Raw genomic sequence first — 19,370 nt, 5'->3', positions numbered from 1 at the left:
TTAGCCGCCTCCTTCACACAATGAATCGCTCGCCTCGAACCACGCCGGGATTCCGGCGGTCAACAGGCAGATGAGACCGACTTCGGCCAATTCTCCTTCAGTCGCCCCATTCTTTCGAGCTTGTTCCATCCATTTCCCGGCTTCTGTTCCCTGAAGGCCCGTACTATGGATACCGACCATTAAAAGGGATTTCATCTTCGAACTGACGACTCCTCTTACAAGCAGCAAGTCATCCCGCAGTTCCTCCGGCGCTTTTAATATGTTCGAAACAAACAATGCATCCTCTTCTTCTAGGATGGAAATGAAATAACTTAACATATGCTCATTGCAAACACCGTAAGGCATCTGGCCCTCTGGCAATCCTTTCAAGGAACATGCATACTTCACGGATTGGATGCCTGTTTGCATCGACTCGAGCCCGCCATATCGGTACGCGACAAGCAAGTACTCGACCAGCTCCTGAATGGTAGCGCCTCCATCGATGGCACCTTTCGTATGGTAGACCATGCTTCGCTCGTAGCATCTTGCTGCATTGATACCAACAAGAAGGAGGTCCTTTTCCTTGCCGGATAAAAGCCCGTCTCCCATGATGGCGCTGCGCAAGTTCGTGTAATGATCAAGCGCATCCGGCCGATAGGCGTACATTTTCGCTACCCAACCCGGAACTGCTCCATACACTTCCTTAAAATAAGTCAATCCGTCACTCATCCAACATCACCCCATCCAAGAAATCTCGGATTGCAGTCAAAATGTCATCCCGTTTCTCAAAGACCATCGTGTAATGATTAGAATCCGAACGGAATGTTGTCAGTTTTGATGTATGCTTTTTCGTTTCTTCATAATCGGCATCCATGAAGAACGGCAGGAACGGTCCGATGTCCCCGTCCGCTTGAATAAGCAATGTTTCGCAAGTGATTTTCTCCATCACTTCAATCGGGTTGAAAAAATCGAAGCTTGCAAAGTCCTCTTCGATGTTTTCATGAGCAGACTTGTGCATCCATCCGTTGCCCGTCCCATGGATTTCGTACTCCACAATTTCCTGGACGGCATCGGTCCATTTGATGCCGAGCCGTTTATAGAGCTGCTTCAGCTCTTCGACATACGCCCGCTTCGATTCATACGTCTTGCGGAGCCTTCCGAGTGACGGCCTGACAATATCATGTTGGCGTCCTGACATCCGTGCAGCGCCATCCAGTAAGATGAGTCCTTTCACGGTCGGCATTTCGCTTGCCACAATCGCGGAGACAAATGCCCCCATTGAATGGCCAAGTAAAATCGGGTTTTTTATTCCCAAAACGCCGATTAATTTTTCAACGTCTTCGGCGTGGGAGAAGATGGAGGGGACGTCATCCATCCCCGAACTATCTCCCCTTCCCCTTAGATCGCATGCGATGAACCGATAGTCTCCACGTAGGCTTTGTGCGTAATGAAGCATGTTCTTATGGGTTCCGGTCAATCCGTGAAGCGCGATGATCGTCCCCTTTTCGCCTGGATAATCGACGATTTGCAGATGACGCCCTTCTAGTTCTACTTTGTACATTTTCTTTGTCATTTTTTTAAGTAGCTCACATCATCCGGATTAATCCACGTATCATTCGTCCAGCCGTTCAAATCATAATCGCCCATACATTCCTCAACGAACTTCTCGAACTTATCTGCCTGCCCGCTTATATTAGCGACGACGAGGCTTTCCAGCCGGATATTTTCGTGGTTGCCGGAGTAATTGCGCTCATACAGTTCGTGCCTGCCGCCATATTCCGTTCCGATCGCATCCCACAGCAATTTGATGAGCTTAATTTTCTCCTCGGCTCCTACACCATATGAACCTCGGTACAGTTTTTCTAACAATGGACGGAGCTCTGGATTTTGGAAGTCTTTTGAACTTGATGGCTGTGCAATCAGGCTCCCTGCAACAACATTTTCTATGATTTCCTTGACCCGCGGCCACCCTTCGGACATGAACATCCGGTATGCGAGCCCGTAATTTAAATTCGGCAGCTTCGTCCCGTTTCGCCCTTCGTCCGGATTCAACGCCATCGCATCGCTCAATGCCCAGAACATGTTTTTCCAAGCGATCACTTCGCCGACGTTCACTTGGACGCCGCGGAATTGGTCTGAACCGTTCATCTTGACGGCTTTCAGCAATAAACCTGACATGAAATCGAGCTTGACAGCGAGCCTTGTCACACCATGGAATGTAAATCTGTGCAGGAATCCGCTGTCCGCGAAAAAGCTATTTACTTTCTCTACGTCTTTATAAATGATGATGTTTTCCCAAGGGATAAGCGCATTGTCGAAAATGAGGACCGAATCGTTTTCATCGAACCGGCTGCTCAATGGGTAGTCAAACGGACTTCCCATGACTGCTGCATTCATTTCATACGATGCACGGCTCACAAGCTTTACGCCAGGCGTATCCATCGCCGCCACGAAGACGAGTGCAAACTCCTCCTTTGTGATCGGGGCAGCGCCGTAATGGGCGACGAAATTGTAGTTCGTCAATGCAGATCCGGTCGCGACCATTTTTGCCCCGCTGACGATAACCCCTTGCTCCGTCTCCCCTACCGCCCGGACAAAAATATCGGACACCGCCTCAAGCGGCTTATGCCTGTCCACCGGCGGATTGATGATCGCGTGGTTGAAATACCAATTCCGCTCCTGCGCCTCTTTGTACCATCGGCGTGCATTGTCCGCATACTTCCCGTAGTAATCCGGGTCTGCGCCGAGTGTTGCTAGAAATGCCGCCTTGTAATCCGGCGACCTTCCCATCTGCCCGTACGTCAGGCGCGCCCATTGCGCAATCGCGTCGCGCGACTCCAACAAGTCCTGCGCACTCTTGTCCACACGGAAATACTTCTGCGTGAAGCCGCCATTCCCCGTATCCGTCTCGACTGTCAGGACTTCTTTCGTCTTTTCGTCATGCAGCGCATCGTACAGCCGAGCAATCGACCTCGCAGCGTTCCGAAAAGCCGGATGCGTCGTCACATCCTTTACCTTCTCGCCATTCAGCCATATTTCCCGCCCATCCTTCAAGCTTTCCAAATACTCCTTGCCGGTCAATGGTAATACCGTCTTCTTTTCCTGTTCAACTGGCATGTATTCACTCCTTCTTGTCCCATTACACCTATACGTATGCCTGTCTCATGGGAAAAATGCCGAAGTGAATGAAAAGAATATAGTTCCCCTGCCTCAGCGAATAAAAAAAGGCTCGCTTCCCGGCAAAATCTTTTGCCGACAAACTAGCCATTCACTTTATTGTTGAGGTGCCACTTTCGTGAACTTCCCACTGTAAAAGGCGAGCGGCGCCCCGTCTTCATAATCAAATCGTACAACCTTCCCGACAAACAATACATGATCGCCGCCGTCATACTCCGCCCACGGTTCACATTCCAAATACGCGAGCGAACCTTGGATCTGCATGCCATCCCATTCGAACGGTTCGGGAGTTTGTGGCCTGCCTGCAAAGTGCAACGCCGTATTTTGCTGGTTCTCCCGTAGAATATTGACTGTGAAACGATTGTTTTTCAAATACGGCAACGCTTTCGTCCGTCGATCCACCGACACGAGCACAAGCGGCGGATCAAGCGAAACCGACGTGAAGGAATTCGCCGTCAACCCATGCTTCCCTTGATCATGCGCACATGTCACGACGGTTACTCCCGTCGCAAACCGTCCAAAGCAATTGCGCAGCTCCCGTATATCTATCGCTGATTCACCCATCCGTTCATCTCCTTTCCAGTTGTTTTTATAATTATCATTTTCACAAATGGACAACTCATTCATGTACTATATGCATGGAAATGATGCACATATGCTGATTGGGAGATATCTATGGTAGTTATCACCACTTACGACGAGGTTATCACCGTTCATCCATTATTCCCCATTAATAATAGACTTGTCACACACGCATCGAAGTTTACCACCGATTTTCGACATGTTACCACCGATGCTCAGCACTTTATCACCGATTCGAACGAGTTTACCACCGTTGCTCAGTACGTTACCACCGATTCCACTATTTCTTCATGCAAAACGCTGATTCCCCGAAAGGAATCAGCGCTTTCTTTACACTAATATCATCCAAAGAATCATCGTCACGACAATCGTTGTCACGCCTTGCAGCAAAGTAGCTATCGTTTGCGCTTTGTAGGCGTCCGTCACTTTCATTCCGCTGAACTCCGTGACGACCCAGAAGAAGCTGTCGTTCACGTGGCTCACTGTCATTGCACCCGCGCCGACTGCCATGACGACAAGAGCGAGTGGAACGGCTCCCTCGATTCCCATCGCCGGAAGCAACGGAGCAACTAACGTGGAAGTGATGACCAAGGCAGCAGTTGACGAACCTTGTGCTGTTTTCAACGCCGCCGCGATGATGAACGGAACGAGTAGGAAGAATGCACCGCCTGCTAACGCATCGAAGTTCATTCCACCGATCAAATCAGCGACACCCGAATTCGAAATGACTTTCCCGAACGCGCCGCCCGCACCGGTGATGAGCAAAATCGGAGCCGCTTCCTTCAACCCTTCCCCGATCCACTTCGTCAATGTCTCTTCATTCCATTTCGGCAACAGGAGGAATGCTGCTAAGACGCCGAATAACAACGCAACTGAAGGCGCCCCTAGAAATTGAAGAAAATTGTTAAAACCGCCTTCCTCCATCGTCAACTTCGCGACAGAACCGACACCGATCAGAACGATAGGCAAAACAATCGGCAGGAACGCTTTGAACGTCGACGGCATTTGGCCGAATGACTTAACAATTTCATCATAGTCTAAACCGTTATCCTCTACATCTTCCGGAACCGAAATTTTCGATCCGACCTTCACTGCCCATAAATAACCGACAACGACCGCCGGAATGGCCACGATAAGACCGATTAAAATAATAGTGCCCAAATAACCTTCCGCGCCGATATTACCAGCTGCAGCAATCGGACCCGGTGTCGGCGGCACTAATGTATGTGTTGCATATAATCCCGTTGCGAGCGCAACAGCCATTGATGCTATCGCAACTTTTGCCCGTTTCGCCAATGCTTTCTTTAAGCTGGATAAAATAATGAAACCTGAATCACAGAAAACCGGAATCGATACGATATATCCGATAATGGACATCGCCAATTGAGGACGCTTCTCCCCGATCAGACGCAACACAACTTCCGCCATCCTGAACGCGGCGCCCGATTTCTCTAAAATAACGCCAATGATCGTACCCGCAACTATGACGAGTCCGATTCCCTTCATTAATCCTCCAAAGCCTTCGTTCACATTTTCAACGACAGTCAACAGCGGCATACCAGTCGTAATTCCGACGAAAAATGCGCCGGCCAATAATGATAAAAACGGATGCACCTTGAACACCGCTGTCAGGACTACAATAAGGACAACACTAAACACGATCATTGTAATTAACATTCCCTACACCGTTGCCAAAGCCTTATAAACTCTATAAAGTATGTTTAATTCTTGCTTCATCCTGTCCGATTTTGCATAAGCTACTTTCGTTTGGTCTAACAGTCCACAAGCGTAAATTCGGGTACAACGAACCCTACACATTAACAGCGTCTTGAAGGTGACTAAACTGTTAATCTTCCATAACCCGCTAAATTCAATGATGCGTTCACATCCCGATTCGACTTAAAGCCACATTCACATGAAAACACACGGTCAGACAGTTTTAAATTGTTCTTAATCGTTCCACATGATGAACACGTTTTAGAAGACGGGTAATAACGATCAGCTTGAATGAATCCAATGCCGTATTTTTCGCATTTGTATTCCATTTGGCGTATGAACTCTTTGAGCTTTTGATTAGCGATTGCTTTTGAAAGATGGCGATTTTTCATCATCCCCCTCACATCCAAATCCTCCATCACAACTTTGCTAGGCTTGGTTTTCACGACAGCGTTCGTTGCCTGGTGGATATGATTGTTTCGGATGTTTGCCAATCGTCTGTGCAAGTGTTGTATTCTTTTTTCGAGTCTTATAATGTTGCTTGTTTTGACGAAACGGCTTCCCTCCTTATTCATTTCGTATTTGCGGGAAACACCTCGTTGCAACCTACGCAAGCGTTTCTCGTTCTTTCGTATTGCTTTCGTTTTATTGATGTTTTTGAATACTTGACCGTTGGAACAAACTGCCAACTTTTTAATCCCTAAGTCAATTCCAACAATTTCATCTGTCAGTTCAGGCTGTTCAAATTGCTGTTCGATTCCCACGGAGATATACCAATATTTATTGTCATAGCTGATTCTCGGATTGGTATATGTTACGCCAATAGGAATCTGTTCACTTGTTTTAATCCAACCCACTTTTTCAATCAAAACAAGGTTCTTTTTCACCTTCAATTTACCAGTATCATTATAAAAAGATGGTTTAGACTTCTTTCGACTTTTAAATGTAGGAAACTTCGCCTTTCCGTTGAAAAACCTTTGAAAGGCATGACAAGCATCCTTTATAGCCTGTTTTGTAACATTGTTTGACACATCAAATAACCAATTAAATGCTTTTGTTTGTTTTAGTTTTGTCAATTCTTTCCGTAAATCATTATTCGAAATAAACATTTTTCCCAGCATGAAGTTTTCTTGTTGTCTGTTTAACGCCCAATTATACGCCCATCTGGCAGTACCTACAGACTTCCATAACTGTTCTTCTTGTTCTTTAGTTGGTCGGAGTCTGATTTTCTTCGATAGAATCATTCTCTAACAACTCCTTAATAATTTTCCTGGCTTTGTTCGCCCGTTTCCCTTGGAGTCTACAACTAAACACAGTGACAATTTATATTAAATCTTCAAATAACTCCTGTTCCACGGTCTTTTCAGTGTTATCTATGACTTCAATAGTCTTTCCATATTTACTGCATAGGTTCTGATTAGTTCATAGCCAAATTGGATTAATCTATCTTTATATAAAACAACAATCTTTTCCACTTCCCAATTCGTAACCATCGATTAGTTTGTTAATCCTTTTTTGTTGTAGTCAATCCCACCTCCAACATTTGTAATGTCCATTTTATTTAGTTGTCTTTCACCCTTGATGCCTAAGAAGTGATGTAGCTGTTCTTGCTAGTAGTATCAATTCGGCGAATTCACCAATTGAGTTATATTTCATCCACCACCAGTCTCTAATTTTATTATACTGAATAATATAATAAATTTAAAAGGCTTTATATTCTTTTAGAACTACATTTAGACAGTTGTTATTCCCCTTTTTCTGTGATCAGCTCCATGACCTTTTTCGTCTTCTTGCGCAAATGATCATAAGCATTTGCAATTGCATCTTCCATGGTCATATTTCCATCCATGATCGCGTGGACTTCCGTAAACAATGGCGTCAATGCATCGCGGCTTTCTTCATCTACAGCCCCCGAGATAAGAATGACAGGCTTTCCTTCCCGATGCGCCACTTTTGCAATGCCAAACGGTGTTTTCCCGGAAAGTGTCTGCAAATCGGTTTTCCCTTCGCCAGTGATGATCATATCCGCATCTTTCACATGGTGCTCAAAATCGATCGCTTCAAGCACGACATCGATCCCTTGCCGCATTTCACAATTGAAGAACGCTTGGAACGCACCTCCTGCTCCTCCGGCAGCACCTGCTCCTTCCTTTGTATGAAGGACAATTCCCGTTTCTTTTTCAATCGCGTCCGCGAATTTCCGCAAATTCCGGTCAAGTTCGTCCACGTCCGCTGGAGAGGCCCCCTTCTGCGGTCCAAAAACAGCAGATGCACCCTTACTACCGACAAATGGATTTTTCACATCGCTCGCAATTAAGAATTCACTTTCCGCAATCCGTTCATCCCAGTTCTCATCGTCTATTGAGCAAATATGCTCGAGTCCGCCTCCCCCTTTCGGCAGTTCAATTCCTTCTTTATTCAACATACGCATACCAAGAGCTTGGAGAATTCCTGCTCCTCCATCATTCGTTGCGCTGCCTCCGAGACCGATGATGAATTTCCGATAGCCGTTCTCCAATGCATGGCTGATCAATTCACCGGTGCCATATGAAGATGCGATTAACGGATTCTTTTCATTTTCTTGCAGACTCATAAGTCCAGAAGCCTCCGCAATTTCAATCGCGCACGTCTCGCCGTCACCAAGAATGCCATATGTCGCGGGAATCGGTCTGCCGAGCGGGTCTTCCACAGTTACTGACACGTACCTCCCGTTTGTCGCATCGACCAAACTCCTCATTGTACCTTCTCCGCCGTCGGCTGCTGGCAGCAGTACCGTCCTTATGTCCGGATCGACCTTATGTATACCTGCAGCCATCGCCTCGGCTGCTTCAATAGCTGTTAAACTTCCTTTGAATGAATCAGGTGCTACAATCACCTTCATGCAAAGCACCTCCAAGTTAAGTAATTAAAACGCTTTCATTTAATTATATGTTTTGAAAATGAAAATACATTATACTTGATGTATAAGTTTCACGTGGAAATGAAGGTGTTTTTTATACACGGGGGTGGTTTCTTGATTACGAAGAAGCTAGCAGAAGAAATAGTGGAACAGACAATGTTCAGGTTGGACAGGAATTTAAATGTGATGGATACGAATGGAATGATTTTGGCTTCCGGAGAAAAAGAGCGTATCGACCGCATCCATGAAGGGGCCGCACATGTCGCTAAAACGAGACGACCGCTTTGGATAGATGATGAGAATATATTGGATTGGCAAGGAGCAAAGCCTGGCGTGAACATGCCCATCTATTATAAGGACCGATTGATCGGCGTCATCGGTATTACCGGCAATCCGAAAGAATTAAAAGACATTGCGACGCTCGTTCAATTGACGACCGAGATGATGGTCCACCAATCACTCATTACATCGGAGTCGGAATGGAAGCGGAAGATCAAGGAACTCGTTTTTGAAGAGCTGATCGACAGCGGCCCTCTTTCACCGATTGTCATCGACCGGCTTGCCTTATTAGAATTCAATATGACCGGACCTTATTTGACGCTATTAGCGCAAACAAATAATTTGCCCGAATCTCCTCAGCGATTACTTGAAACGATGGAAGAGCAGTTCGAGAGAAACACAGCCCTGATCGGACACTCACAATTGAATGAGTTGTTCATCGTTCTGTCCGACGTGAAAATGTCCGTGCTTGAGTTGAAGCTGCAGAAAATCCTTGCTTTATTACAAAAGCATTCCTCCGTCGAAATCGGCGTCGGATTGCCTGTCAAAAACTTGGAAGGCATCTCCCATTCGTATGAAACAGCAAAATACGCAATCCAGTACGGGCATTCGAGTGAGCTAATCCATTATTACTATGATGATATCGAACTGATCGCCCTCTTGAAAAGCTGCCCGTCCCAATTGAAGGAACGCTTTGCCGAGCGGATTCTTGCCGGATTGAACGAGCAGCTCATTGAAACGTTGGAAGCATTTTTCGAACATGACCAAGCTATTGGCGAAACGGCAGCTACCCTTGCCATCCATCGCCATACCTTGACGTATCGATTGCGGAAAGTGAAGGAGCTCACATCATTGGACCCTACCCGTTTCCGCGATGCAGTATTATTCCAAATCGCATTGCTAGTGAGGAGTAATTAAAGAGGGATTTTGCAGTTATCACCGTTTATCTAAATATGTAATATGTATAGGATTCCTATTTGAATTCAAAAAACCCTCATCGACGTTTTCAGGTCAATGAGGGTGCATTCAGTTCATCAGCTCCATAATCACAAGAAAAACTCCTGTGAGGAAGAGCGCAATATGGCCGACGCATATTTTCGGGTAACATGTATCAGAAGTTTTGATCGAGCATGATTTGAAAGCAAGAAAGGACTTTTTCAACTTGCTTACGCTTTCAAGGCTTCCTGGACAGCTTCTGTGTCAAAACCAAGGATCCATTTGCCGTTTAGTTCAGTTTGCGGAACTCCCATTTGGCCTGTCGTTTCTACAAGCTTGCGGCCAGCTTCCTCGTCCGCTTGCACGTTCACTTCACGGTATGGGATATTTTGTTCATCCAAATAATTTTTCATCATTGTGCAGTATGGGCATGTACTCGTAGTGTACACTGTAGCTATAGGTGTATTCGACATTTTCATCTCTCCTTTATTTTTTGATTACACTTAGCATAATATACCCTAGTAGGTATAAAAGCAAACAAATGGATTTCACGGAGGTGCGGTAAAAATGAAAGTAATTCCGGTTGGGATTTGGGGTGGCTATCCGAAAGCGAACGGGGCCACTTCCTCTTTTTTGATTGAACATGACGGGTTTCATTGCCTCGTCGACTGCGGCAGCGGCGTTCTTGCTTCTTTGCAAAATTATGTACCGTTGGAAAAGTTGAATGCAGTTGTCATAAGCCATTATCACGCGGATCATATCGCGGATATCGGCAGTCTTCAATATAGTAGGCTCATCAACTATTATCTCGGGAATCCGTCTCCGGCATTGCCGATATACGCACATGACCGGGACGAAGAGAATTTTGCACAGTTATCGCATAAGGAGCAGACAATCGGCGTTGCTATACAAGAAACGGATATTATACATATCGGGCCATTCGAAGTTTCATTCTGCGAAACAATTCATCCCGTCTATTGTTTAGCAATGAAGTTCAAGGTAGACGGCCGTTCTGTCACATTGACAGCTGATACGGAATGGAGTGACAAACTCGTCGAATTTGCGAGCGGATCGGATCTTTTAATTAGCGAAGCGAACTTGTACGAGGAGCATCTCGGGAAAGCACCGGGGCATATGGCGGGAAGCGAAGCGGGACGACTTGCGAAAATGGCGGGTGTGAAACGATTAGTGTTGACGCATCTACCTTTGCACGGAAATCCTAAAGATATTTTAGATGCGGCAAAGGGAGTATATGGAGGGAATGCTGAATTGGCAGTCGTCGGGAAGGAATACGAAGTTTGATAGGAGAGTTTCGCACAAATTCAAAGGTATTTTAGCCATAAAGCAAAGGAATTTTTTCAATTGACTTATAGAATGTCAAAAAGTCACGTATACTAGTAAAAATGAAAGGGTTCCTGCTTGTAATCTTTTTATGACAAGTGGATACTATTAGTAAAGGTTCAAATTTTGCATATTAATTGGATATGAGAGGTACTTGCTTATATGGATTCGATATCGGCTTTATTCCGAAAAAAAGAAGTGAAGCGGATCATTATTTTCGCTTTGATCATTTTAATTCTCTACAGTGTACGGAGTATGATGAATTTAATCTTGCTCACCTTTATTTTCTCGTTTTTGATGAATCGCCTAGTCGATTTCACAGGTAAACGTCTGCGGTTAAATCATAAGTTGACCGTGATACTCCTCTATACTTTGATAGTCGGTATTTTGACTATTAGCCTCGTCAAATATTTACCTATTATCACAATGGAAATTAGCCAGCTTATTAAACAAATTACGAGCTTCTCCATACAATCGCATGACAATCCATTGCTTGTTTTTCTCGAATCTATTATTTCCAGCGAACAAATTAAAGGATATGTGGAAAATGGATTTTCATTTTTACTAAAATCGTTCACAGATATAAGTAAAACGAGCGTCCAAGTACTCATCGCCATCATTTTAAGCTTGTTTTTCCTTCTTGAAAAACCACGTTTAATAGAATTCACGAATAAATTTAAGAATAGTAAGATTGCCCCGTTCTATTTTGAAATTGAATTTTTCGGCAAGAAATTTTCCCGCACATTCGGTAAAGTAATCGAAGCGCAGTTCATTATCGCGTTTATCAATACTATTTTGACGGTCATCGTATTGATGGTGCTTGGCTTCCCGCAAATTATCGGATTGGCCATCATGATTTTCTTCTTAGGGCTCATTCCTGTCGCGGGCGTAATTATTTCACTAATACCACTCTCACTTATCGGCTTTACAATCGGCGGATTTTTGACAGTCGTCTACTTGCTCATTGCAATCATGGTCATTCATGCCATTGAAGCGTATATTTTAAATCCGAAGCTCATGTCTTCCAAAACGGATTTGCCGGTGTTTTATACGTTCATCGTTCTTATTTTTTCACAGAACTTCTTTGGCGTTTGGGGACTGATTATCGGGATTCCGGTATTTGTTTTCCTGCTGGACATCCTCGATGTGACAGACAAAGAACCGGAAAAGATTACTGTATTTGACAAAGACGTCTAATGGAAAGATTAGAAAAGCATAAAAAGAGCGTGCAGTATGGCAGCTGCACGCTCTGTTTTTATGTTTTTTGACGAATATCTTCAGTTACTTAATCATCATCCCGTTCAAATGAAAGGATGGCGCCTGTGTAGGCATGGATTTCAAGGTCATATTCGATGTCGCCGTCTTCCATTTCGATTTCATAGACATTGTCATCCAACTCGAAATCAGTTACGACACCACTTGCATGTTGCTTGGCGATGGAAATTGCTTGCTCCTTCGTCAGCAGCTTTTTTTTGTCAGTCTGTTTCACAGCTTGCTTTTCTTTTGTCGGTTCAACGACTTGTAGTGTAGAAGCCGCTACTTTTTCAGTTTGCGCTTTCACTTCGTTTTGTGGTTGCACTTGTTTCGCGCTCCGGTACCGTTCTTTTTCAAATTTCAAGAACTCTCCTGTTTCTGCATCTATCTCAATTTCGTATTTAAAATGATCGTCTTTCATTTCAATGTCATATTCTTTACGACCGTCATCCGTATCAAGCTCGATCTCCTTGACTGTACCAACCGCTTTCTTTTTCACAATAGCGATTGCTTCCTCTTTCGTCATCACCTTGCCGGATGTTACTGCTTGCTTGCGGTTCTTTTCCACTTCTTTTTCGAACTTAGTGATTTCTCCCGTGTATGCGTCCACTTCTAAATCGTATTCGTATTTTTCATCTTTCAAATCTACATCAAAATGATAACGGCCATCGTCTTTATCCAACTCGATTTCTGTCACGACGCCGCCTTTCACTTTGTCGGTAGCTACTTGTTTCGCTTCCTGCAATGAAATCATCTTATCTGCCTGCTTTGAAACGCTTGGAACCGAGTCATCTGCCAACGCAACGCCACCGATTGCTACAACTCCCGCCATCGCTGGGATCAACATCCATTTTTTCATGTTTGTTCTCCTCCTTTTCGTTCTATCTTCATAGTACCCTGTGAAGATGAGAGGACATTGAGAAGAATATTAGAATTTGATGAGAATTACTCATCCCAAGTGACCGTTATTACTTTGCCGGAAATCGCATGGATTTGATACGTTACTTCATCCATGTCATCTTCTGTGTCAATCTCGATTTGTACTAAATAATAGCCGCCATCAGTTGAATTCACAAAATCCACGTCATCGACTTCGCCGATCATTCCAGCTGGCAATTGAGCCAAACCGATCTTTTCCGCTTCCTGCTCGGAGATGAAAACTGTTTTTTTTGGCTTTTCCTGTTTCACTGGCTTAGATTGCTCAGGTGTCTTATTTGCATTTTGCTTCGGCGCTTCCGTGTTACCTTCTGCTTTATCCGTTGCTTTGCTATCTGCAGCTTTATTATCCCCCTCATCCGTTATCTCGCTATCCGCTTTACCTGTTTCATCAGGCGATGCTTCAACAGTTTGGCCTTTTTCCCCTTCATCTGTTTCCATTACGATATCGGTATTCGTAGATTCTTTCGTTTGAATAAGCGAAAGGACTTTGCCCGTTCCGGCATCGACTTCCACGTCGTATTCCGCTCCTGCTTTCGATACTTTCGCTTTATATACAGATCCCTCTAACATAAGAGCTTGCACTTCTCCGCCGTAGATCATCGACAGTTGGGATCGTATTTCCTGTTCCGGCAAGTTTTCCGCCTTTGTCAGTTTACCTGCCGTATACAGCTGCCCCACAACGACAATGATGATCGTCAAGACAATCGGGATGAACCAAGGTTTTTTCCATATCTTCATGCAAAAATCCTCCTTTCTTTCATCTTACCGTCCTAACATTAAAATTCACTGAGAACCTTCCTTTTTTTTCGGAATCAAAACCCGAATAACCGTCCCCATGTCAACAACGCTTTCAATCGTTAGTGTAGCACCAAGTCCGTCAGCAATTTCCTTCGCAATGGAAAGTCCTAGCCCTGTTCCGCCCGTCTTACGGCTACGATCCGATTCCACCCGATAAAAACGGTCAAAAATATGTGGCAAATCCGCTTGGGGAATTCCTTTTCCATAGTCCTTAACGGTAATTTCCACTTCGGACCCCTTATCATCGATAGAAGCGAATATTTCCCGATCGCTATATTTCCGCGCATTGTCGAGGAGAATGAACAGCAGCTGCTTTACGAATTTCCCGTCCGTATCGACGATTGCCGGTCCTGCCGCCTCAATCATGATGTCTCTTCCGTATGCCTGCCTCAACGGCTTAACTGCAGCTTCCAACAACTTCGTCAAGTCGACTTCCGCAAATTCAAACACTTCGGAACCGCTGCTTTTCGCCAAATCAAGCATTTGCGCAATCATCTCTTTCATCCTGCCCGTTTCAGAAATAATTGCATTCAGCGCCTCATCGACGACTTCCCGATTTTCGAAACCCCGCCTCGCCAATAAACGGGAGTAACTTTCGATCACAGTCAACGGCGTTTTTAATTCATGAGAAGCGTTTGAGACGAATTGCTCCTGCTTCATATAGTTCTGTTCTAACTGCTCCATCATCTCATTGAACGTTCTTTCCATTTGCGCCAGCTCGTCATTTCCATTCACTACACCGGTCAACTTTTCATACGTGCCAGATCGCCTGCTTCTATTCATCGCCGTTATGAGATTCTCGATAGGCCGGGTTACAATCCTGCCGAGCGTCATGCTTGAGAGGGTGATCGGAATCATTGCAAATGTCGTAACGCCGATCAAAACATACTTCAGAACCTGCATATTTTCCTCAACGTCTGTAAGCAGTTGTGTCATTCTCATTGTGACGACTTCGCCCGTCGGCCAAATGATCGGCATTGAAATGGATAGCGCTTCCGTACCTTCGAATCGGTCAATCGTATAGGAACTGCTCGGACTTACCTCGCCGCCGACTTTTCCGAGTCCAGCTAAAGACTGGACATTAATGAGAGGCTTATTATTGCTGTCTACGATCGAAATGGCGCCATTAGCAGGAATGAATGCACGCAATAGAATGTCCGCATCCACTTCTGTCTCCAGCTTGCTCAATGCCGCGGTCAGTTCCTTTGCTCGGCCGATCATCTGCTCATATTCCGTGTTATGGGACATCCTTTCGAAAAGGAAATAGATAAGGATGTTCGCTAGCACGAGAAGAATGAACATTAAAAGAGTCGAAAAGACATTTATTTTCTGTTTAAGTTTCATGGGTTGGTCCCTTCAATGCATAACCGACACCCCGGACTGTTTGAATGAGGGAAGGCTCATTTTTTTGATCAATTTTCTTCCGGACATACCGAATATAAACATCAACTACGTTCGTGTCGCCGTAATAGTCAAAGCCCCAAACTGCATCCAGCAGCTGTTCACGTGAGAGTACTTGATTCGGATGCCGGATCAAATGAAGCAATAAATCATATTCCCTCGGCGTCAAATCGATCGATTCGCCATTCCGTTTCACTTCGCGGGACTGCTCATGGATCGATAATCCAGCAAACTCATGAAGAAATTCATCTTTCAGGATCGTTTTCTTTTGAGACGTGCGTATTGCCGAACGTATACGAGCGAGCAATTCATCAATTTCAAATGGTTTCGTAACATAATCATTCGCCCCTAAGTCGAGCCCAGTCACTTTGTCTTCCACATCGCTTTTCGCTGTCAATAAAATAACAGGCGTACCGTCTTCCGCCGCTCGAATCCGCCGCAGCACGTCCAACCCGTTCATGCCGGGCAGCATGAGATCCAGTAGCACTAGATCCCACTCCTGCTCTCTGAATTTAATAAGTCCGTCTGTGCCCGTATGCGCGACACCGACCGAATAACCTTCAAACTCAAGCTCCAATTGAAGAACACGCGCGATTGCTTCTTCATCTTCAACAATTAAAATATGTTCACTCAAGTTCATCACCGCCACTTTTTCCTTTAGTGTAGCAGAAAATTGTTCTGATAATAAAAAAACGACCCATGAAAGAGTCGTAAATGCATTATAAAAATACGATTGCCGCTAAGATGATTGCTAGAAAAATTCTGTATAACGCGAACGGCACTAGCTTGATTTTCGAAATGAGCTTCAAGAAGAAGCGGATCGAAATGAGCGAGAATACAAATGCGCTCAGAAAACCGACGATGTAAAATGAAAGATGATCCATCGACATGTATTCCCAGTTTTTCATGACCGATACGAGACTTGCACCCGCCATAATCGGAACCGCCATGATGAACGTGAAGTCCGCTGCGGTTTTATGGTTCATTCCAAACAGGACACCTCCGGAAATCGTCGCACCTGACCGTGAAAATCCAGGCCATAACGATAAACATTGAACGAGCCCTACAGTGAATGCCTGCCGATATGTAATCTGGTCCAATGTTTGCACTTTCGGTCGTTTCGGTCCGAACTTGTCTGCCGCAAGCATCAGAAGTGCCCCAGCGACAAGTGCGAAAATGACCGTCTCGACGCCGAATAAATAATCATCAATCAAGTCCTTGAAAGCAAAACCAAAAATGACTGCAGGAAGCATGCCTACAATAACATGAAGCAAGTTAAACCGATTGCCCATCTTTTTGCCGTCCACTTCATAGAGGCCGACAAGGCTTAGCAACCTCTTCCAAAAAACAACGACTACAGCTAAAATCGATCCTAGTTGAATAACAATTTTAAATGTGATTGCTGGATATTTGCCGAGAAACTCCTCCGACTTCAACCACATATCATCAACGATTATTAAGTGACCTGTCGAGGAAACCGGCGCAAACTCCGTCATCCCTTCAACAAAACCAAGGATCAACGCCTTTACTAATTCAAATAAATCCATCCACTATGCCCTCTTTCTACGGAATCGGATATATAAAATACAAACCGCGATGCCGCCAATTACTATAAGTGCGTAAACAATATTAGAATAGACGTCCATATAATGAACGATCGATTCCCAATTTTCACCGACCGCAAACCCTATTGAAACAAGGATAGTATTCCAAATTAAGCTTCCGATCGTTGTCAGTGTGATAAACAGCAGGAAATTCATATGTGCCATCCCAGCCGGTACTGAAATTAGACTACGCAAGAGAGGAACGAGACGGCAAAAGAACACTGTCCAAGGGCCATACTTTTCAAACCATTTTTCAGCCCTTCGCAAATCCTTTCTCGACAGCCGCAACCAACGACCCCATCGGTCAACAAACTTCTCAAGTCTTGCTACATCAACGAGCAAGCCGACACTATATAGAATCATCGCACCGACGACTGCACCAATTGTGGCAGCGATGATGACACCCATTCTCGTCATCGTTGTAAAACCTGTTGCATATCCACTAAAGGTCAAAATGATTTCCGATGGAATTGGAGGAAATAAGTTTTCTATTAATAGCAGAAGCAGCACTGCGAAATATCCGTGCTCTCCTATCAATTCCGTTATCCAGTTTTCCATTGCACTCTCCTTGCCTGCTAAAAAAATTCAATTACATGTCCATTCTATCAGACGTCTTTATGAGACGTCGACATTGACTTGGAAGTTTCAATCTATCCTGATGGATTGTACGTATATAAATAGAAGAATATGAATGGGATTGTCGTGGATAAGTATGTCGAAATGGACTTATGCACTGAAAACTGTGGGTAAAACTGTTTATATGTTTATAATTTCTGAATAAAGGGTGTTTTTCATTGAATATTATCCACATGTGAATAAAAAAACACCTGAACGCCGGTTTTATCCACGACGATAGGTGCTTTTCCACATTTTCTTGATATATGCATAACTTGAAATATCATTCGTTAAAAACCAATTGTCCTTCTTGCGGCTCGATCGTGACGAATGGTGAACTTCACTTTTTCCTCTACACCGACCGGCACCTGGACAGGCAGCAAAATCTTATCTCGCTTCTTCTGCCATTCATGCGTCGATTCATCCACCGTCCATAAATGACCCGGAACTTGTTGACGGATGACCGCCTCGACCGGTGTGCCTTTCGTATTGCAAATACTATATTCGTATTCGGTATACTCGTATCCGCCTTCCTTATACTTACCTGATTTTTTGGCAGTCACTTCGATGTCACACGCTTCTCCCGACTTCAAACGGACTTTTTCACCGACTTCTGTATGCTTAATCGCATATTCGCCGATGAATTCAGCGCTGCCATCATCCGGATTCGTCCGGTACATTTTGAAAACCCCTGCCGGCAATGGAAAGCCGAGTCCATTCTCTGCCGTATTATCAAATTCAATGAAGATGTCCGGATTCGATGTCTGTTCATTAATTTCATAGATGATGCGCGCTTTTGAATTGGCGGATGACAGAAGACGAAGCTGCTTTTGCTGCCGATCTTCCAAATCGATTTCCCGCGGAAACGTGTACGTATGGAAATCAGAAAAAGCTTCCGTTTTATGTTGTTCGCGTCTCGACAGTTCAGCACTTTTCTCTTCGTTTTCGTTGCCTGCCTTGCTTAGTTTTCCGGAAATCAGACGAAGTGTCGCATCGTTAAAAGAGACACCTGAATAATTTTTCATCGTCAGCCAACCCGACATGTCGAAACGATCTCCATGCATGGAAATGACATAATCTGCTTTCCACGAAACACCGCCCGTCAAATACGACACACAAACTTCATCGCTTCGTTGCTTGGCAATTTTCCAAACGAGCGTTGGCTCCACATGATTTCCGCCTTCCAGTTCCGGGAATCGCAGCTCGCCTTTCGGATTGATAATAAACTCTTTCGTCTCGACATCCTGCATAACGACCGGCCCATTTCCGCGGAGCAATGTATACTTCCGATCTTGTTTGGCATACGGATCTCTAATTGTCAGCTGCTGGCCTAAATATCTTTCAAAAATCCTCAATTCATCCATTAAATCATATTCATAAACAAGCTCCGATACATCCAATCCCTCGACAATGATGGAATCGGGCTTTAACTTCCTCGACACCCCAACAAAATGGACGGAATCATTTTCCTCAAATTGTGGAATGGAACGTGTATCTTTCACAAGCGCAAAGCCATCATTGTAAACAGTTAAGGAACAAGCGGTCGTCTGGGATTTCGGAATTCGGTTCAGCATACTAAAACCTCCTAATTGATTGAACATTCCTCTACACTTTCCATTGCATATGCTCCCTATACGCTATTCCCTTTTCTCGAGGAATTAATGCGGAGGAGTGGAATAAAGTTTATCACCGCCTTGGGGGACTTTATCACCGACACTCGGCGCTTTATCACCGACTCGGGGTATTTATCACCGTTTGATTACAATTCAATTTTAAAAATCACCTGTTTAGGGATGGATTTCAATTGAAAAATGCTTTTATCACCGCTTGGAAGGAGTTTATCACCACTC

At 44.6% G+C, this 19,370-nt stretch carries 18 protein-coding genes and 1 pseudogene; 3 read left to right on the top strand and 16 right to left on the bottom strand.

Translation table 11 applies throughout. The annotated features are described in order from the left end of the window. From AC0L13_RS01170 to AC0L13_RS01135, 8 genes and pseudogenes are all read right to left on the bottom strand, one after another. Positions 1-708 (bottom strand): carboxymuconolactone decarboxylase family protein, encoded by a 708-nt coding sequence (locus AC0L13_RS01170; protein ID WP_473643111.1) that lies wholly within the window; start codon positions 706-708, stop codon positions 1-3. Further along, positions 701-1,552 (bottom strand): alpha/beta fold hydrolase, encoded by an 852-nt coding sequence (locus AC0L13_RS01165; protein WP_473643110.1) that lies wholly within the window; start codon positions 1,550-1,552, stop codon positions 701-703. Before AC0L13_RS01165 ends, AC0L13_RS01170 begins: the two co-directional genes overlap by 8 nt. Further along, positions 1,549-3,096, bottom strand: a complete 1,548-nt coding sequence (locus tag AC0L13_RS01160; RefSeq protein WP_473643108.1) for a 4-hydroxyphenylacetate 3-hydroxylase family protein — start codon at positions 3,094-3,096, stop codon at positions 1,549-1,551. The genes AC0L13_RS01165 and AC0L13_RS01160 overlap by 4 nt, the downstream gene beginning before the upstream one ends. A gap of 156 nt (positions 3,097-3,252) precedes the next feature. Beyond that, positions 3,253-3,720: a flavin reductase family protein gene (locus AC0L13_RS01155; protein ID WP_473643106.1), complete on the bottom strand. Its 468-nt coding sequence runs from the start codon at positions 3,718-3,720 to the stop codon at positions 3,253-3,255. A 348-nt stretch (positions 3,721-4,068) separates the two neighbouring features. Beyond that, entirely contained in the window at positions 4,069-5,415 is a 1,347-nt protein-coding gene (locus AC0L13_RS01150; protein WP_473643104.1) for a GntP family permease, read from the bottom strand. Positions 5,416-5,576: 161 nt separating this feature from the next. Further along, positions 5,577-6,698, bottom strand: a complete 1,122-nt coding sequence (locus AC0L13_RS01145) for an RNA-guided endonuclease InsQ/TnpB family protein (RefSeq protein ID WP_473643102.1) — start codon at positions 6,696-6,698, stop codon at positions 5,577-5,579. Beyond that, positions 6,661-7,064 (bottom strand): annotated as a pseudogene (locus AC0L13_RS01140) (IS607 family transposase); the annotation flags it as partial. The gene AC0L13_RS01145 and the pseudogene AC0L13_RS01140, both read right to left, overlap by 38 nt. 134 nt (positions 7,065-7,198) lie before the next feature. Beyond that, on the bottom strand, positions 7,199-8,335 hold the full coding sequence (locus tag AC0L13_RS01135) for a glycerate kinase (protein ID WP_473643100.1): 1,137 nt from the start codon (positions 8,333-8,335) through the stop codon (positions 7,199-7,201). 132 nt (positions 8,336-8,467) lie between these two features. Between AC0L13_RS01135 and AC0L13_RS01130 the strand changes: the two genes are divergently transcribed. Then, entirely contained in the window at positions 8,468-9,550 is a 1,083-nt protein-coding gene (locus tag AC0L13_RS01130) for a CdaR family transcriptional regulator (protein WP_473643098.1), read from the top strand. A gap of 248 nt (positions 9,551-9,798) precedes the next feature. Here the strand turns inward: AC0L13_RS01130 and AC0L13_RS01125 are convergent, their stop codons facing one another. After that, entirely contained in the window at positions 9,799-10,041 is a 243-nt protein-coding gene (locus AC0L13_RS01125; protein ID WP_473643096.1) for a glutaredoxin family protein, read from the bottom strand. Between the two features lie 94 nt (positions 10,042-10,135). On the opposite strand from AC0L13_RS01125, the gene AC0L13_RS01120 reads away from it, so the two are divergent. Together AC0L13_RS01120 and AC0L13_RS01115 are read left to right on the top strand one after the other, a co-directional pair. Next, positions 10,136-10,870: an MBL fold metallo-hydrolase gene (locus AC0L13_RS01120; protein WP_473643094.1), complete on the top strand. Its 735-nt coding sequence runs from the start codon at positions 10,136-10,138 to the stop codon at positions 10,868-10,870. 201 nt (positions 10,871-11,071) lie between these two features. Next, on the top strand, positions 11,072-12,106 hold the full coding sequence (locus tag AC0L13_RS01115) for an AI-2E family transporter (protein ID WP_473643092.1): 1,035 nt from the start codon (positions 11,072-11,074) through the stop codon (positions 12,104-12,106). Positions 12,107-12,194: 88 nt separating this feature from the next. Here AC0L13_RS01115 and AC0L13_RS01110 read toward each other — a convergent pair whose 3' ends face one another. The 7 genes from AC0L13_RS01110 to AC0L13_RS01080 all read right to left on the bottom strand — a co-directional run bounded on the left by AC0L13_RS01110 (position 12,195) and on the right by AC0L13_RS01080 (position 19,094). Beyond that, positions 12,195-13,022, bottom strand: a complete 828-nt coding sequence (locus AC0L13_RS01110) for a PepSY domain-containing protein (RefSeq protein WP_473643090.1) — start codon at positions 13,020-13,022, stop codon at positions 12,195-12,197. Positions 13,023-13,108: 86 nt separating this feature from the next. After that, positions 13,109-13,840: a PepSY domain-containing protein gene (locus AC0L13_RS01105; protein WP_473643088.1), complete on the bottom strand. Its 732-nt coding sequence runs from the start codon at positions 13,838-13,840 to the stop codon at positions 13,109-13,111. A gap of 45 nt (positions 13,841-13,885) precedes the next feature. Then, the gene (locus AC0L13_RS01100; RefSeq protein ID WP_473643086.1) at positions 13,886-15,244 is read right to left on the bottom strand and encodes a sensor histidine kinase; all 1,359 of its coding nucleotides are present in this window, start codon (positions 15,242-15,244) and stop codon (positions 13,886-13,888) included. Then, positions 15,234-15,941 (bottom strand): response regulator transcription factor, encoded by a 708-nt coding sequence (locus AC0L13_RS01095; RefSeq protein ID WP_473646801.1) that lies wholly within the window; start codon positions 15,939-15,941, stop codon positions 15,234-15,236. Before AC0L13_RS01095 ends, AC0L13_RS01100 begins: the two co-directional genes overlap by 11 nt. A gap of 79 nt (positions 15,942-16,020) precedes the next feature. After that, on the bottom strand, positions 16,021-16,848 hold the full coding sequence (locus AC0L13_RS01090) for an undecaprenyl-diphosphate phosphatase (RefSeq protein ID WP_473643084.1): 828 nt from the start codon (positions 16,846-16,848) through the stop codon (positions 16,021-16,023). A 3-nt stretch (positions 16,849-16,851) separates the two neighbouring features. Continuing rightward, a complete protein-coding gene (locus AC0L13_RS01085) occupies positions 16,852-17,463 on the bottom strand; it encodes a DedA family protein (RefSeq protein WP_473643082.1) in 612 nt (203 codons plus the stop codon). 347 nt (positions 17,464-17,810) lie between these two features. Continuing rightward, the gene (locus AC0L13_RS01080) at positions 17,811-19,094 is read right to left on the bottom strand and encodes a DUF4139 domain-containing protein (protein WP_473643080.1); all 1,284 of its coding nucleotides are present in this window, start codon (positions 19,092-19,094) and stop codon (positions 17,811-17,813) included. Positions 19,095-19,370 lie beyond the last annotated feature (276 nt).

The organism is Sporosarcina sp. QA0331 (assembly GCF_055808055.1).
This window is presented reverse-complemented; position numbering and strand designations above follow the sequence as displayed.

Excerpts from the sequence above, each read along its gene's own strand:
- AC0L13_RS01165 (WP_473643110.1), bottom strand. The coding sequence starts at position 1,552 with ATGACAAAGAAAATGTACAAAGTAGAACTAGAAGGGCGTCATCTGCAA.
- AC0L13_RS01090 (WP_473643084.1), bottom strand. The coding sequence starts at position 16,848 with ATGGATTTATTTGAATTAGTAAAGGCGTTGATCCTTGGTTTTGTTGAA.
- AC0L13_RS01105 (WP_473643088.1), bottom strand. The coding sequence starts at position 13,840 with ATGAAGATATGGAAAAAACCTTGGTTCATCCCGATTGTCTTGACGATC.
- AC0L13_RS01100 (WP_473643086.1), bottom strand. The coding sequence starts at position 15,244 with ATGAAACTTAAACAGAAAATAAATGTCTTTTCGACTCTTTTAATGTTC.
- AC0L13_RS01135 (WP_473643100.1), bottom strand. The coding sequence starts at position 8,335 with ATGAAGGTGATTGTAGCACCTGATTCATTCAAAGGAAGTTTAACAGCT.
- AC0L13_RS01120 (WP_473643094.1), top strand. The coding sequence starts at position 10,136 with ATGAAAGTAATTCCGGTTGGGATTTGGGGTGGCTATCCGAAAGCGAAC.
- AC0L13_RS01170 (WP_473643111.1), bottom strand. The coding sequence starts at position 708 with ATGAGTGACGGATTGACTTATTTTAAGGAAGTGTATGGAGCAGTTCCG.
- AC0L13_RS01080 (WP_473643080.1), bottom strand. The coding sequence starts at position 19,094 with ATGCTGAACCGAATTCCGAAATCCCAGACGACCGCTTGTTCCTTAACT.
- AC0L13_RS01145 (WP_473643102.1), bottom strand. The coding sequence starts at position 6,698 with ATGATTCTATCGAAGAAAATCAGACTCCGACCAACTAAAGAACAAGAA.
- AC0L13_RS01160 (WP_473643108.1), bottom strand. The coding sequence starts at position 3,096 with ATGCCAGTTGAACAGGAAAAGAAGACGGTATTACCATTGACCGGCAAG.
- AC0L13_RS01115 (WP_473643092.1), top strand. The coding sequence starts at position 11,072 with ATGGATTCGATATCGGCTTTATTCCGAAAAAAAGAAGTGAAGCGGATC.
- AC0L13_RS01085 (WP_473643082.1), bottom strand. The coding sequence starts at position 17,463 with ATGGAAAACTGGATAACGGAATTGATAGGAGAGCACGGATATTTCGCA.
- AC0L13_RS01155 (WP_473643106.1), bottom strand. The coding sequence starts at position 3,720 with ATGGGTGAATCAGCGATAGATATACGGGAGCTGCGCAATTGCTTTGGA.
- AC0L13_RS01095 (WP_473646801.1), bottom strand. The coding sequence starts at position 15,941 with ATGAACTTGAGTGAACATATTTTAATTGTTGAAGATGAAGAAGCAATC.
- AC0L13_RS01110 (WP_473643090.1), bottom strand. The coding sequence starts at position 13,022 with ATGAAAAAATGGATGTTGATCCCAGCGATGGCGGGAGTTGTAGCAATC.
- AC0L13_RS01125 (WP_473643096.1), bottom strand. The coding sequence starts at position 10,041 with ATGTCGAATACACCTATAGCTACAGTGTACACTACGAGTACATGCCCA.
- AC0L13_RS01150 (WP_473643104.1), bottom strand. The coding sequence starts at position 5,415 with ATGTTAATTACAATGATCGTGTTTAGTGTTGTCCTTATTGTAGTCCTG.